Consider the following 14,128-nt stretch of genomic DNA (forward strand, 5'->3'; position numbering starts at 1 on the left):
CGCTGGTCGATGATGACAGGAATATTCTGACCTCCGTTTCAATAACGCTTGAGGCTGAGGGCTTCGAGGTTGAAACATTCAATGACGGACAGTCCGCGCTGGAGGCATTCAACAAACGGATGCCGGACATGGCGGTGCTGGATATCAAGATGCCGCGAATGGACGGGATGGATCTGTTGCAGCGCTTGCGGCAGAAAACCTCGATGCCAGTAATTTTTCTGACCTCGAAGGATGATGAAATCGACGAGGTTCTTGGCCTGCGGATGGGTGCCGACGACTATGTGAAAAAGCCGTTCTCACAACGGCTTCTGGTCGAACGGATCCGGTCGTTGCTGCGTCGGCAAGAGGCGATTGCCACGAATGAGGTGGCCGTGACCGAGGAAACCAAGGTTATCGTCCGTGGCAGTCTGACAATGGATCCGCTACGCCATTCGGTAAGCTGGCGTGGAAATGAAGTTACGCTGACAGTAACCGAATTTCTGCTTTTGCAGGCTTTGGCACTGCGTCCCGGTTTTGTCAAATCGCGCGATCAGTTGATGGATGTAGCCTATGATGATCAGGTCTATGTTGATGATCGAACAATTGACAGTCATATCAAACGGTTGCGCAAAAAGATGCGGACAGCGGACGACGACTTTTCCGCCATCGAGACGCTATATGGTATTGGCTATAGATATAACGAAGAATAATGGCAGCAGCAGGGGTAGGCTTGGGAAGATCCAAACCGGTGAAAAAGACGAATGTGGTGCTGGGCGAAGACTGGGTCGCGTCCGAAGGCACGCTTGATCGCGATCAGCAAAAGGGGCGCGCCGAGCGAGGTTTCATCTCGCTCAATCGCTCGCCGCTTGCACGAAAGATCATCACCTTCAATCTGTTGGCAATGATCGTGCTGGTGGCGGGGGTGCTGTATCTTAACCCGTTTCGCGATAGTCTGGTGTTGCAGCGCGAAAGTGGGTTGGTAACGGAAGCGCAGTTGGTAGCGGATATCTTTGAGTCGAGGTTGCCGCGTGGTGCGCCGGTCAATTTGGCGGCGGGTGACGGAATCGATATAGCAGAGACCCTTGCGGGGATCCGGTTGCCCTTCGGTGCGGATATCTACGTTTTTGACCCGCGCAATAGGCTGATCGGCACGACCGAAGGAACGACCCGTGCCCCGCGCGATCAGGTTGCCGGCTTGGGGGTCGATAACCGTTCGACACTGATCACCAATTTCCTGAACCGAATGTGGGAAAGCCTTTCAGGTCTTTTTTCAGACAAGGGCAATGGTTTGATGAGCGGCCAGACGCAAGATATGGTGAGCGAGCTGGCCGCCGCGGCACTGGGCGGCATGACCCAAATCTCTACGACCCGCGATGTTGGCGGAGAGGCAATTTTCGCCGTGGCAACGCCGATAAGGCAAGGCCAAACCGTGTTGGGTGTAATCGGTGTGACATCGGTTGCGGGTGAAATAGATCTGCTGGTCCGGGTAGAGCGTGAACAGGTTTTGCAGATGTTCGTGATCGCGGTCATCGTCTCGATCGGGCTTAGCCTTGTTCTGGCTTCGACCATCGCAAATCCGCTTAGCGACCTTGCAGCGGCCGCCGAGATGGGACGCGACAAGAATGCCCGAAAGATGAGCCCGTCGCGTGTGCGTATCCCCGACCTGACGGCGCGGCCGGATGAGATTGGCCGCCTGTCAGGGGCGATGCGCGGCATGGTGGCTGCGCTTTATGACCGGATCGACGCGAACGAACAGTTCGCGGCGGATGTCGCGCATGAAATCAAAAACCCGCTGGCCAGCCTACGCTCGGCGGTGGCGTCGTTGCATATGGTCAAGCGCGACGATCACCGCACGAGGCTGCTGGAGGTCATCGACCATGACGTGCGGCGGCTGGATCGGCTGGTCAGCGACATCTCGAATGCGTCACGATTGGATTCCGAACTGGTGAAGGAAGAGGAAGAAAGCTTTGATCTACTCCATATGCTGGGTAATCTGACCGAGCATCTGCGCGGACAGGCGGCGCGGCAGGGGGTAGACTTCATCACGGACCTGCCATCGCAACCGATCACCATTCAGGGGTTGGAGGCGCGTTTGGCACAGGTGTTTGTCAACCTGATTACCAATGCGATTTCATTTTGCGAAGATGGTGATGCAGTCCGCGTTTGGGTGCGCAAACGTGATAATCGGGTGTTGGTGGTGGTTGAAGATACGGGGCCGGGCATACCCGAAGGGGCACAGGCCAAAGTATTCACCAGGTTCTATTCAGAGCGTCCCGTGGGGCAATTTGGGGATCATTCCGGTTTGGGGCTGGCGATTTCCAAGCAGATTGTCGAGGCGCATGGGGGTGTGATCTGGGCTGAAAATATTCGGCCCACCGATGCGGATATAACCTCCGAACCCTTGGGCGCGCGTTTTGTTGTTGGTTTGCCGGTGTAAGGGGCGGAGGGTGTTGTGACGGGGCTGACGGTCCACGCGAGTGCAGTGGCGCTGCTGGGGCGGGGGGTGCTGATCCTTGGGGCGTCAGGGGCAGGGAAATCCTCGCTTGCGCTGGAGCTGATGGCGCTGGGCGCGCGGCTGGTGTCGGATGACCAGACGACTGTGACTGCAAGGCGAGGGGTGTTGTATGCAAGCGCCCCGGCCCCGATCCGCGGGCTGATCGAGGCACGGGGTATTGGGCTGCTACGCGCAGATCCGGTGGCGGAGGCCGGGCTCGTGCTGGCCATTGATCTGGACCATGACGAAAAGGATCGGTTGCCGCCCTGTCGGGAATGGCATGCACTGGATTGCGCCCTTCCTCTTGTACTGCGCGTTCGGGGGGCCCATTTTTCAGCTGGAATCATACAATATCTAAAAGCCGGGAGGGCGACGTGACCGATGAGCGGACCGGTGGAAAGATACCGCCGGACAGCGCAGAACAGCGGGTAGTGCTGGTAACGGGACCTTCGGGTGCCGGCCGTTCGACCGCCATATCGGCGCTTGAGGATCTGGGGTATGAGGCCATCGACAACCTGCCGCTAAGCCTTGTGCCGCGGTTGCTGGATGGGCCGGCGCTGGGCCATCCGGTGGCGCTGGGTATCGACGTGCGCAACCGGGATTTTTCTGCAACGCGGCTGATTGAATTGATAGACCGCCTGACGCGCGCGCCTGAACTGCGGCTTGAGGTGCTTTATCTGGATGCGAGCCCCGATGCGCTGGTACGTCGCTATTCCGAAACGCGGCGCCGGCATCCGTTGGCGCCCTCAGATGCACCGTTGGAGGGGATCACGCAAGAGATAGACGTGCTGGCGCCGATTCGGGTGCGCGCTGATGTGCTGATCGAGACGACCGATCTTAGCCCGCATGACCTGCGCGCCGAGTTGGAGCATTGGTTTGCACCGAATTCCGGGGCGCGGCTGGCGGTGTCGCTGCATAGTTTCAGCTATAAACGGGGGGTGCCGCGCGGGCTGGATCTGATGTTCGACTGCCGATTTCTGGCCAACCCGCACTGGGTTGCGGCGCTGCGCGCGCTGGATGGGCGTGATCCGAAAGTGGCGGAATATGTCGCCGCAGACCCACGCTTTCTAGAATTCTTCTCAAAGGTGCGCGATCTGATCCTGTTTTTGTTGCCTGCGCATGTAGAAGAGGGCAAGAGCCATCTGGCGATCGGGTTTGGCTGCACGGGTGGGCAGCACAGATCGGTTGCCGTTACGGAAGGTATGGCTAATGCGATTGCAGCGGCCGGTTGGCAGGTGTCTAAGCGGCACCGGGAATTGGAACGGCGGGGCAAGTCCCAGCCAGTGGTGAAGGCAGGAAGCGGCGCGTGATCGGGATCGTGATCGTTGCACATGGTGGGCTGGCGCGAGAATATCTTGCGGCGGTAGAACATGTCGTGGGCCCACAACAAGGCATCCGCGCGATCACTATTGAAGACGACCACGACCGAGGCGAAAAACAGGCCGAGATCCGCACCGCTGCCGATGCGGTAGATGAGGGCGACGGAGTGGTCGTGGTGACTGATATGTTCGGCGGTTCCCCCTCCAACCTTAGCCTTCTGGCCTGCGCGTTGTGCGACCGTGAAATTGTGTATGGTGCCAATCTGCCCTTGTTGATTAAATTGGCCAAATCGCGTCGGTTGAGTGTGGCACAGGCGGTGGATGCGGCGCTGGATGCAGGGCGAAAATACATTAACAGTTATTCGGCCACGGGAGCTATGGGAAAATGAGCGGAACGCAGACCCTGAAGATTATCAATGAAAAGGGTCTACACGCCCGTGCATCAGCCCGCTTCGTCGAGGTGGTCGAGGCACATGATGCCTGCGCCGAGGTCGAGAAAGACGGTATGCGGGTGTCGGGTGACAGTATCATGGGGCTGCTGATGCTGGCCGCGTCAAAGGGAACCTCTATCGAGGTGACCACCAGCGGTACCGATGCAGAAAAACTGTCTGCAGCACTGGCAGCGTTGATTGCCAACTGTTTTGGTGAAGACTTCTAAACGCCCCGAAAGGCATGCCCCTGATGGCGGACGGAACAAACAACCCAGCCAGCGCACCTATGCCCCAGACCAAACCCTATGATATCGGGCGCCTATCCTATGCCGGAACTTTCCAGAATCCATGGAAAGCCAATACGATTCGCACAATCGAGTGGGCAACCGCCAAGCCAAAGCTGCTGAGTCTGATTCGTAAATTTGAACGGCAGGGGGCGCCGACCGGGCAATCTTTCTGGCCCCAGGCGCTTGCGATCATGGGGATTGATGTCATGACCCCACCGGAACAGGTTGCGCGGATACCCGCAAAAGGGCCGCTCGTGGTCGTCGCAAATCACCCCCACGGGCTGGTTGATGGCATGGTCATGGCCGAATTGATCGGCCGGGTCCGCACCGACTACAAAATACTGACCCGAAGCCTTTTGACCGGTATCCCCGAGATTGCGCAGTTCCTGATTCCGGTCCCCTTCCCGCATGAGGAAAACGCCCGCGCCGAAGGTTTGGCGATGCGTAACGCCTGTATGGATCAGTTAAACAAAGGCGGCGTGATCGTGCTGTTTCCGGCGGGAAAAGTTGCAAGCTCAAAGACCTTTTTTGGCCCCGCAGTCGAGGCGGACTGGAATCCCTTCACGGCAAAGATGTTGACCCGATCCGGCGCCACAGTGCTGCCGATCCGCTTTCGCGGTCACAACACGCGCGCCTATCAGATCGCCAATAAGCTGTCTGCAACCCTGCGTCAGGGGCTGTTGTTATATGAAATCAAATCCGCGCTGAACAAGCCGCAAGATCCGGTGATCGGCATGCCGATCGGCAACAAGATGCTTGCCCAATATGCTAAAACCCCGCGTGACCTTCTGGCGTGGCTGCGTGCCCACACCCTCTCGTTAGAGGGGTGATCCGTTAAATATCCCCACGGGGGGCGTCTGACGTCAGCACAGAACGCTTCGTGGGGAATACCTGCACCAAAGGCCTAGCGTGTTGGCATCGGGGTTTCGCCACGGTAATCATAAAACCCGCGCCCGGTCTTGCGGCCCAACCAGCCCGCCTCGACGTATTTTGTCAGCAACGGGCAGGGGCGATATTTGGTATCTGCCAGCCCCTCATGCAGCACATTCATGATCGCAAGACAGGTATCCAAGCCAATGAAATCAGCCAGTTCCAACGGCCCCATCGGATGGTTGGCGCCAAGCTTCAATGACTCATCTATGGATTTGACGTTTCCGACGCCCTCGTAAAGCGTGTAGACGGCTTCGTTGATCATCGGCATCAGGATGCGGTTGACGATGAACGCAGGAAAATCCTCAGCCGAAGCGGCAGTCTTGCCCAGCCGCCTGACAACCTCGGCCAGTGCATTGTAGGTGGGTTCGTCCGTAGCAATCCCGCGGATCAACTCAACCAGTTGCATCACCGGAACCGGGTTCATGAAATGGAACCCCATGAATTTTTCAGGTCTATCCGTGCGCGATGCAAGCCGCGTGATTGAAATGGATGAGGTGTTGGAGGTCAGAATCGTGGTCGGTTTGAGGTGTGGCATAAGATCTTCGAAAATCGCCTGCTTGACCATTTCGCGTTCGGTAGCCGCTTCGATCACGAGGTCAGTTTGCCCTAAATCAGCCAATTTGAGCGTGGTCTTGATACGTCCCATCGCATCGGCCTTGGCTTTTGCGGTGATTTTGCCGCGCGACACCTGCCGTTCGATATTATTGTCAATCAGCGCGATAGCCTTGTCCAACCCTTCTTGGCTGATGTCATTGAGCAGAACATCATAGCCTGCCAACGCAAACACATGCGCTATGCCGTTACCCATCTGACCCGCGCCAACAATGCCCACAGACTGAATGCTCATATTCGACCTCATCCTTGTTCGATGCAGACCATAAGCGCGGGGTCCGTCAGGGCGCAAGACATAAGCGATAGATTGCATTTTCACTTTAGCTCTTTGGCAAGAGTTCGAGGTCAGATTGGCTGTGGGTAAATCGAGTATTGGGGTAGGGTGATGGCTTTCGAAACTCAGGGCAGTGGCGCGCTGGATTACTTTCCATGTCGCTATGGCAAATCGAAACTGTTGTTCCGGGGGCCACGACGCCGCCTGTCGCAGCCCTACTGTGCCGCGATCGGGGGAACGGAGACCTACGGTAAATTTGTGGTCGATCCATGGCCAAAGCTGCTGGAGGCGAGGTTGGGAATGCCCGTGATCAACTTTGGCTACCTTAATGCCGGAATCGATGTCTTTATCAATGAACCAGAGGTAGCCACTGCATCAGCCGCCGCCAAGGTTACTGTGATACAGCTCATGGGCGCGCAGAATATGTCGAATCGCTATTATGCAGTTCATCCGCGCCGCAATGATCGCTTCCTGCGCGCTTCGAATCTGATGCAGACCGTCTTTCGTGAGGTGGATTTCACCGAATTCAATTTTACGCGCCATATGCTGTCGGCGCTACGCCAACGCGCACCTGAACGGTTCCAACTTCTCGCGCAAGAAATGCGAAATGCATGGATCGCACGAATGGAACTTCTTTTAAGGGGCATGGAGGGCAAAGTAGTTTTGCTATGGCTTGGAGAGTATCGCGCAACGGCAGCCCGCGATGGGCTGGGCGCAGACCCGGTTATGGTCAGCCCTGAAATGGTTGCGGCAGTCAGCCCACTTGCAGCTGAATTGGTGCGGGTCGAGCCGTCATTTGCCGCGCGTCTCGCGGGCACAAAAGGTATGTATCATGGAGAGTTGGACGCGCCCGCCGCGTCAGAGATGCCTGGTCCCCTGGTCCACCAAGAGGTGTCCGAGGCGCTCGCACCGGTCCTGTCGCGCCTGATCTTATAAACGAAACCCCGCCAATCGGCGGGGTTTTAAGCGTTGCACAAGAAGTGTTTTACGCCACCGGTTTTTTTTTGGCCCAAATACTCCGGGGGTGTGGGGGCAGCGCCCCCACGACCTCATAGCTTTGAGGTCAGTTCTGGCACGGCTTGGAACAGATCTGCGACCAGACCGTAATCGGCAATCTGGAAGATCGGCGCCTCTTCGTCCTTGTTGATCGCGACGATGATCTTGCTGTCTTTCATACCGGCAAGATGCTGGATTGCGCCCGAAATACCACAGGCGATGTAAAGATCCGGCGCCACGACCTTGCCAGTTTGCCCTACCTGCCAGTCATTGGGGGCATAACCGCTGTCCACCGCCGCGCGCGAGGCCCCGATGGCACCGCCCAGTTTGTCGGCAAGGGCGGCGATGATTGCGAAATCGGCTTCCGAGCCAACGCCGCGCCCGCCCGATACGACGATCTTCGCTGAGGTCAGTTCTGGCCGGTCCGACGAGGCAACCTTGTCTTCGACCCAAACGCTCAGACCCTTGTCGCCGGCGCTGGCCGCGGCCTCGACCGGGGCGGAGCCGTCGGCGCTCGCCGCTTCAAACGTGGCGGTGCGGATCGTGGCGACCTTGATCTTGTCGGTGGATTTCACTGTCTGGATCGCGTTGCCGGCATAGATCGGCCGCTCGAACGTGTCGGCGTCAACTACGCCGATAATGTCCGACAGCACCATCACATCCAATAGGGCCGCAACTCGTGGCAGCACGTTTTTTGCCAACGCGGTCGAGGGCGCGACGATATGGGTGAAACCCTCTGAGAGACTGACCAGAAGATCGGCCAGCGGCTCGGCCAGGCCATGCGCATAGGCCGCGTCATCCGCAACCAGCACTTTGGCGGCACCTTTCAGCGTTGCCGCCGCCGCGCCGGCCTCGGCCACGCCAGACCCGGCGACCAGAATGGTCACCGGCCCCAATGTCTTGACTGCGGACAGCGCCTTGGCGGTTGCGTCCATCGCCAGATCGTTACCCTGCACCTCGGCAAGAAGAAGAACAGCCATCACAGCACCCCCGCTTCGTCTTTGAGTTTGGTGATCAGCTCATCGACCGAGCCAACCTTGACCCCGGCTTTGCGGCCCGCGGGTTCAGCGGTCTTGACCACCGTCAGCCGCGGCGACACGTCGACGCTGTAATCGGCTGCGGTCTTTTCCTCCAGCGGCTTTTTCTTTGCTTTCATGATGTTGGGCAGCGACGCGTAGCGCGGCTCATTCAAGCGCAGATCGGCGGTGATGATCGCGGGCAGCTTTACGCTGATCGTCTGCAAGCCGCCGTCGACTTCGCGGGTGACCTTGACCGCATCGCCCTCGATCGCCACTTCCGAGGCAAAGGTGGCCTGCGACCAGCCCAGCAGCGCGGCCAGCATCTGACCGGTTGCATTCATGTCATTGTCGATCGCCTGCTTGCCCGCGATAACAAGGCCCGGCGCTTCGGCATCAACCACAGCTTTCAGCAGCTTTGCCACGGCAAGGGGTTCGATGTCATTGTGCACATCGTCTGCGGCCTGAATCAAGATCGCGCGGTCCGCCCCCATCGCCAGCGCGGTACGCAGCGTTTCCTGCGCCTGCTTGACGCCGATAGAGACAACGACGATTTCGGAAACCGCCCCCTTTTCCTTCAGACGGATCGCCTCTTCCACGGCAATCTCATCGAACGGATTCATCGACATTTTGACGTTGGCGAGGTCGACACCGCTTCCGTCCGCTTTCACGCGAACCTTCACGTTATAGTCGATCACGCGCTTGACGGGCACAAGAACCTTCATCGGCGAGCGTCTCCTTATGATCGCGGCCCACCCGTTGCCGGGGGGCCTTCATGTTATCGGCAATTTGGTAGCCCGTCATCTCGGGCAAGGACAGAGCAAATTTGCCCCTTGCGGCAAGCGCAGGCCAAATTTGTCTGTTGTCATACGCTAACGGTTGGCGCCAGGTACCCAAAGCACGTCGTTTGTGCCGTCATCGTTGGCGATTCTGGCGGCGACAAAAAACCAGTCTGACAGCCGGTTGAGATATTTCACGGCGGCATCATTGACCGATTCCATCGTGGCAAGCTCGACCGCGCAGCGTTCGGCGCGGCGTGCGACAGTGCGACACAGGTGCAAATGTGCCGACAGCGGGCTTCCACCGGGCAGGATGAAGCTGCGCAGCGGTTCAAGCCGGGTGATCATCGTGTCGATCTCGGTTTCCAGGCGGGTTACTTGTGCTTCGCTCATGCGCAGCACCGGGTAGCCGGCTTCGGTGTCGCGCTCCATATCGGGGCGGGCCAGATCGGCGCCCAGATCAAACAGGTCGTTCTGAATCCGTGCCATTTGCGCATTGATTTCGCCTGTTGCGTGCAATCGGGCAAGGCCCAGGGTCGCGTTGGTTTCATCTACGGTGCCATAGGCGGTGACCCGCATCGAGTGTTTGGCAACCCGTGTGCCATTTGACAGTGCAGTTTCACCCGCGTCGCCGGTTTTCGTGTAAATACGGTTCAAGACAACCATGGTCAGTTTCCTTTTCGCAGCCAGACAAACAACAATATCAGCGCGATAGCCACCGCCTGTGCGATGATCCGCAGCCGCATGATGCGGTTGGCGTGTTTTCGGTTAAAGTCGCCTCCACGGGCAAATCCACCGATCCCGATCATCAGAATGACCAAAACCGCCAGCGTGGCCGCCGCGACAATGTAAAAAAGCGGATCGTTACGCATGTTCCCCCCTGTTCGCCCCAGACTTAACGGGTGCGGTGCCAAAAGCGAATGAAAAATCAGGCTTTCACCGCCAACCAGTCCATCAGCCGGTAGGGCAACAGCCTGCGCGCCAGCCCCATCAGGTAGGTCGGCGTCGTCACATAATACCGCGGGCGTGGATTCGGGGTGGATAGGGCGATAAGGATTTTGGCGGTCACCGCGCTGGCGGGAAGTTCCCACCGGTCGGGCCCGTTAGAGATGTAAAGCCGTTTGAGAAGGGTCGCGCGGTATTGTTCAGCCCGCGGGCTGTTTTGCCAATCAACCCAGCGCTCAAAATGCGGAATCGAGTTCTCGCGGATTTTTGAGGTGACCGGCCCCGGTTCGATCAGCACCACCTTGATCTGGGTATCGGACAGCTCTCGGCGCATCACGTCGGTCAGCCCTTCAAGCGCGAATTTAGTGGCGACATAGGCACCGCGCCAGCGGATGCCGACCAACCCAAGCACCGAGGAACATTGAATGATATGCCCATACCCCTGTGCCCGCATTACCGGAATGATCTGCGTGGTCAGATCGTGTAGTCCAAACAGGTTTGTCTCAAAAATCTCGCGCAATGCGGCGGCGGGAAGGTCTTCGACCGCGCCGGGGCAGGCGAAGGCGGCATTGTTGTAAAGCGCGTCCAGCGTGCCACCGCTACGCGCCAGTGTTTGGGCAACACCGGCGCGTATGCTATCGGGCGAGGCTACGTCCAACGGAAAGCTCTCCAGCCCTTCGGCCTGAAGGCGTTCGCAATCTTGTGGGTTGCGACAGGTGGCGAACACGCGCCATCCGGCTGCCTTCAGCCCGTGTGCGGCATCATGGCCAATGCCCGATGAGCAGCCGGTGATCAGGATGGTCTTGGTCATGTGTCTGCCTGTTTTGGTGCCCGGATCGGGATATGGCCCCGTAGGGAGTTTGGGCCAGAAAGAATGAGAAGTCAGTTGTCGGCAGGGGTCAATAGTCTGCGCGCGACCCAGCCGTCGACACCGTCGCCCTCGATCCGGATCTGCACCCATTCGGCAGTGGGGTCGGATATGACCAGCGCTTCATCGCCGCGGGTGAGGCGGTCTACGACGCTGTGGCCGGTTGACGGGCCAGCGCGGACATTCAGCCGGTTGGTGTTGACCCGCCAGACCTGTGGGGCGGGTTGCGTTTGCGAGGCTAGGACCAATTCGGGTGACGGGCGCAGGGGGGGGCCGGGCATCCGCAGTGATGCCGTGGTGGGCGTGACAGCCTCGGGCGGACTGGCGCTGACGGGGATGGCGAGCGCAAGAGGGGTGCTGTCGGTGCGGGTGACTATGGACGCCGGGACGGCCGTTTCAAGCGCGGCTTCTGTCGTGAGTGTGGCCGCAGTTTTGACGGTATCAGGCCCGTCGCGCCCGGCAATCAACATCGTCAGAAATAACGTCAGCATCAGGTAAAAGGTCAATCTGATCATGGCTTACCCCTGGACTTGTCACTTTGGAATCTTAGCACGGTTCTGGCTTTGCGTCGTCTGCCGTCTGCGCCCGAAGGGCTGGTGCGGTTTTTCGTGCTGGACCGGGGCGCGCCTGCGCTTTACATCACCGGGGCATGAGCGAACCGATTGATCCCCCCGAAGGCACCACCGTTCCTGAACCGCTAAGCCGCGCGATCGGTGAGCGATACCTGACCTATGCGCTGTCCACGATCATGCACCGGGCGCTGCCGGATGCGCGTGATGGGCTAAAGCCGGTGCATCGGCGGATCATGTATGCGATGCGCGAACTGAAGCTGTCGCCCACCGGCGGTTTCCGCAAATCGGCCAAGATTTCGGGCGATGTGATGGGCAACTATCACCCGCATGGTGATGCCGCGATCTATGACGCGATGGCGCGCCTGGCGCAGGATTTTGCGGTGCGCTATCCGCTGGTGGATGGGCAGGGCAATTTTGGCAATATCGACGGTGACAACCCCGCCGCCAGCCGCTACACGGAGGCCCGTCTGACCGCCGCCGCCGAGGCGTTGATGGAAGGTCTGGCGGAAAACGCGGTTGATTTTCGCCCGAACTATGATGGCACTCTGGAAGAGCCTGTCGTGCTGCCCGCCGCCTTTCCGAACCTTTTGGCGAACGGCTCCAGCGGGATTGCCGTGGGCATGGCCACCAATATTCCGCCACATAATCTGGATGAGTTGATCGGCGCTTGCCTTGCGATGATCAAGGACCCCGAGGTTGGCAATGATGCGCTGGTTGCGTTGGTGCCAGGCCCTGATTTTCCAACCGGTGGTGTTTTGGTCGAGCCGAAGGAGAACATCCTTGAGGCCTACCGCACCGGTCGCGGCAGTTTCCGGTTGCGCGCCCGCTGGTCGGTTGAGGATCTGGGCCGCGGCCAATGGCAGATTGTTGTCACCGAGATCCCCTATCAGGTGCAGAAATCGAAGCTGATCGAACGGCTGGCTGAGGTGATTCAGACCAAGAAGGTGCCCGCGCTGGCCGATGTGCGCGACGAAAGCGCCGAAGATGTGCGGATCGTGCTGGAGCCGCGGGCCCGTACGGTCGCGCCGGACATGCTGATGGGGATGCTGTTTCGCAACTCTGACCTCGAGATCCGCTTCAGCCTGAACATGAACGTGCTGATTGATGGCCGCGTGCCCAAAGTATGCAGCCTGAAAGAGGTGTTGCGCGCCTTTCTGGACCATCGCCGTGATGTGCTGGTCCGGCGCAGCCAGCACCGGATGGACAAGATCGACATCCGCCTTGAGGTGCTGGAAGGCTATATCATTGCCTTCCTGAATCTTGACCGCGTGATTGAAATCATCCGCTATGGCGACGACCCCAAAGCGATGATGATGGTCGAGTTTGAGCTTTCCGAGGTGCAGGCCGAGGCGATTTTGAACATGCGATTGCGGTCGCTGCGCAAGCTTGAGGAAATGGAGTTGAAGCGCGAACGTGATGCGCTGACGCTTGAGCGCGCCGATCTGGTAGAGTTGCTGGCCGACCCGGCGATGCAGTGGAAGCGGATTGCGAGTCAGTTGAAAGACGTGCGCAAGACCTTTGGCAAGGACGCCCCGAATGGCGCCCGTCGGACCGGCTTTGCCGAGGCGGGGGTGGTTGAGGAAGTACCGATCGAGGCGATGATCGACCGCGAACCGATCACCGTGATCTTGTCGAAAATGGGTTGGGTGCGCGCGATGAAGGGGCATCAGCCCCTCGATGCCGAGGTCAAGTTCAAGGATGGCGATGCCGCGCGGTTCGCGCTTCATGCCGAAACGACGGATCGGATTTTACTGGTTGGGTCGAACGGGCGGTTCTACACGCTTTTGGGGGCCAACCTGCCCGGCGGGCGCGGTATGGGCGAGCCGGTGCGTCTGATGGTCGATCTGCCCAATGAGGCCGATGTGACGGGGCTGGTAATTTTCCGCGCGGGCGAGAAATTCCTTGTCGCGTCGACTGATGGCGATGGGTTTGTGGTTCCATCCGAAGAACTGCTGGCGCAGACCCGTGCCGGCAAGCAGGTCTTGAACCTGCGCGACGGTTCCCGTGTGGCAGTGTGCCGCCGGGTGCAGGGCGACCATGTGGCCGTGGTCGGCGAAAACCGCAAACTCTTGGTCTTTGCGCTGGATGAGCTGCCTGAAATGGCGCGGGGCAAGGGCGTTCGGTTGCAAAAATACAAGGACGGCGGGTTGATCGACGCGATGACCTTTGTGTTGGCGGATGGGCTATCGTGGAAAGACCCTGCCGGTCGGACGCGGTGCGAAACCAATCTGGACGAATGGTTGGCCAAACGTGCGAGTGCCGGGCGGATGGCGCCGCGCGGCTTTCCGCGCGACAACCGGTTCACCTGAACAGGGCCGCGGGGCTGACGGTCAACCAGATGCCGCCGGTGGGGCCAGGGCCAGAATCAGCCCGCGCACAGGTTTGCGTCCCGGAACTGCGGCAAGGCTGGAGGTGGGCTGCGGCATGGTATCAGCCTGGCGCAGATGCGCGCCGCTCCAACCCCCTGACAATACGGAGCAGGCTTGATTTCGCGCGGCCAAAGCAATAGGAAACGCCCGAAGATTCCATCGGGCCTTTCCCGGCCCCCCAAGCAGAGGCGCCCGTGATATGGCAAAGGCAAAGTTTGAACGGAATAAACCGCACGTCAACATTGGCACGATTG

At 59.1% G+C, this 14,128-nt stretch carries 18 protein-coding genes; 10 read left to right on the plus strand and 8 right to left on the minus strand.

Features of this window, described 5'->3' with window-relative positions; translation table 11 throughout:
* Positions 1-2: 2 nt before the first annotated feature.
* From ACM62R_RS15145 to ACM62R_RS15175, 7 genes are read left to right on the plus strand one after another with little or no spacing between them, the layout of a single operon-like run.
* On the plus strand, positions 3-689 hold the full coding sequence (locus tag ACM62R_RS15145) for a response regulator (protein ID WP_415184882.1): 687 nt from the start codon (positions 3-5) through the stop codon (positions 687-689).
* Positions 689-2,416 carry a sensor histidine kinase gene (locus ACM62R_RS15150; RefSeq protein WP_415184883.1) on the plus strand — a complete coding sequence of 576 codons (1,728 nt, stop codon included), beginning with the start codon at positions 689-691 and terminating at the stop codon, positions 2,414-2,416. The genes ACM62R_RS15145 and ACM62R_RS15150 overlap by 1 nt, the downstream gene beginning before the upstream one ends.
* Positions 2,417-2,431: 15 nt before the next feature.
* A complete protein-coding gene (locus ACM62R_RS15155) occupies positions 2,432-2,851 on the plus strand; it encodes an HPr kinase/phosphorylase (RefSeq protein ID WP_415184884.1) in 420 nt (139 codons plus the stop codon).
* A 23-nt stretch (positions 2,852-2,874) separates the two neighbouring features.
* The gene (gene rapZ, locus ACM62R_RS15160) at positions 2,875-3,783 is read left to right on the plus strand and encodes an RNase adapter RapZ (RefSeq protein WP_415184899.1); all 909 of its coding nucleotides are present in this window, start codon (positions 2,875-2,877) and stop codon (positions 3,781-3,783) included.
* Positions 3,780-4,181 carry a PTS sugar transporter subunit IIA gene (locus ACM62R_RS15165; RefSeq protein WP_415184885.1) on the plus strand — a complete coding sequence of 134 codons (402 nt, stop codon included), beginning with the start codon at positions 3,780-3,782 and terminating at the stop codon, positions 4,179-4,181. The genes rapZ and ACM62R_RS15165 overlap by 4 nt, the downstream gene beginning before the upstream one ends.
* On the plus strand, positions 4,178-4,450 hold the full coding sequence (locus ACM62R_RS15170; RefSeq protein ID WP_415184886.1) for an HPr family phosphocarrier protein: 273 nt from the start codon (positions 4,178-4,180) through the stop codon (positions 4,448-4,450). Before ACM62R_RS15165 ends, ACM62R_RS15170 begins: the two co-directional genes overlap by 4 nt.
* 59 nt (positions 4,451-4,509) lie before the next feature.
* The gene (locus ACM62R_RS15175; RefSeq protein WP_415184887.1) at positions 4,510-5,340 is read left to right on the plus strand and encodes a lysophospholipid acyltransferase family protein; all 831 of its coding nucleotides are present in this window, start codon (positions 4,510-4,512) and stop codon (positions 5,338-5,340) included.
* Between the two features lie 74 nt (positions 5,341-5,414).
* Here ACM62R_RS15175 and ACM62R_RS15180 read toward each other — a convergent pair whose 3' ends face one another.
* A complete protein-coding gene (locus ACM62R_RS15180) occupies positions 5,415-6,290 on the minus strand; it encodes a 3-hydroxybutyryl-CoA dehydrogenase (RefSeq protein ID WP_415184888.1) in 876 nt (291 codons plus the stop codon).
* A gap of 150 nt (positions 6,291-6,440) precedes the next feature.
* Between ACM62R_RS15180 and ACM62R_RS15185 the strand changes: the two genes are divergently transcribed.
* Complete coding sequence (locus tag ACM62R_RS15185) at positions 6,441-7,265, plus strand: DUF6473 family protein (protein ID WP_415184889.1); 825 nt, start codon at positions 6,441-6,443, stop codon at positions 7,263-7,265.
* A 113-nt stretch (positions 7,266-7,378) separates the two neighbouring features.
* Here ACM62R_RS15185 and ACM62R_RS15190 read toward each other — a convergent pair whose 3' ends face one another.
* The 6 genes from ACM62R_RS15190 to ACM62R_RS15215 all read right to left on the minus strand — a co-directional run bounded on the left by ACM62R_RS15190 (position 7,379) and on the right by ACM62R_RS15215 (position 11,448).
* Complete coding sequence (locus tag ACM62R_RS15190; protein ID WP_415184890.1) at positions 7,379-8,305, minus strand: electron transfer flavoprotein subunit alpha/FixB family protein; 927 nt, start codon at positions 8,303-8,305, stop codon at positions 7,379-7,381.
* Positions 8,305-9,066, minus strand: coding sequence for an electron transfer flavoprotein subunit beta/FixA family protein (locus tag ACM62R_RS15195; RefSeq protein ID WP_415184891.1), 762 nt, complete (start codon positions 9,064-9,066; stop codon positions 8,305-8,307). Before ACM62R_RS15195 ends, ACM62R_RS15190 begins: the two co-directional genes overlap by 1 nt.
* Before the next feature lie 147 nt (positions 9,067-9,213).
* The gene (locus ACM62R_RS15200; RefSeq protein WP_415184892.1) at positions 9,214-9,786 is read right to left on the minus strand and encodes a cob(I)yrinic acid a,c-diamide adenosyltransferase; all 573 of its coding nucleotides are present in this window, start codon (positions 9,784-9,786) and stop codon (positions 9,214-9,216) included.
* 2 nt (positions 9,787-9,788) lie between these two features.
* On the minus strand, positions 9,789-9,992 hold the full coding sequence (locus ACM62R_RS15205; protein WP_415184893.1) for a twin transmembrane helix small protein: 204 nt from the start codon (positions 9,990-9,992) through the stop codon (positions 9,789-9,791).
* A 56-nt stretch (positions 9,993-10,048) separates the two neighbouring features.
* Positions 10,049-10,876: an SDR family NAD(P)-dependent oxidoreductase gene (locus tag ACM62R_RS15210; RefSeq protein WP_415184894.1), complete on the minus strand. Its 828-nt coding sequence runs from the start codon at positions 10,874-10,876 to the stop codon at positions 10,049-10,051.
* Positions 10,877-10,947: 71 nt separating this feature from the next.
* Positions 10,948-11,448 (minus strand): SH3 domain-containing protein, encoded by a 501-nt coding sequence (locus ACM62R_RS15215; protein WP_415184895.1) that lies wholly within the window; start codon positions 11,446-11,448, stop codon positions 10,948-10,950.
* Between the two features lie 15 nt (positions 11,449-11,463).
* Between ACM62R_RS15215 and ACM62R_RS15220 the strand changes: the two genes are divergently transcribed.
* Entirely contained in the window at positions 11,464-11,586 is a 123-nt protein-coding gene (locus tag ACM62R_RS15220; protein WP_415184896.1) for a hypothetical protein, read from the plus strand.
* Complete coding sequence (gene parC / locus ACM62R_RS15225; RefSeq protein WP_415184897.1) at positions 11,583-13,814, plus strand: DNA topoisomerase IV subunit A; 2,232 nt, start codon at positions 11,583-11,585, stop codon at positions 13,812-13,814. Before ACM62R_RS15220 ends, parC begins: the two co-directional genes overlap by 4 nt.
* Positions 13,815-13,935: 121 nt before the next feature.
* On the opposite strand, the gene ACM62R_RS15230 is transcribed toward parC, so the two are convergent.
* Positions 13,936-14,128: hypothetical protein (locus tag ACM62R_RS15230; protein WP_415184898.1), on the minus strand; the 193-nt coding region annotated here is incomplete at its 5' end.

Origin of the sequence: Phaeovulum sp. (genome assembly GCF_047638075.1) — a bacterium.
Taxonomy (GTDB): domain Bacteria; phylum Pseudomonadota; class Alphaproteobacteria; order Rhodobacterales; family Rhodobacteraceae; genus UBA6197.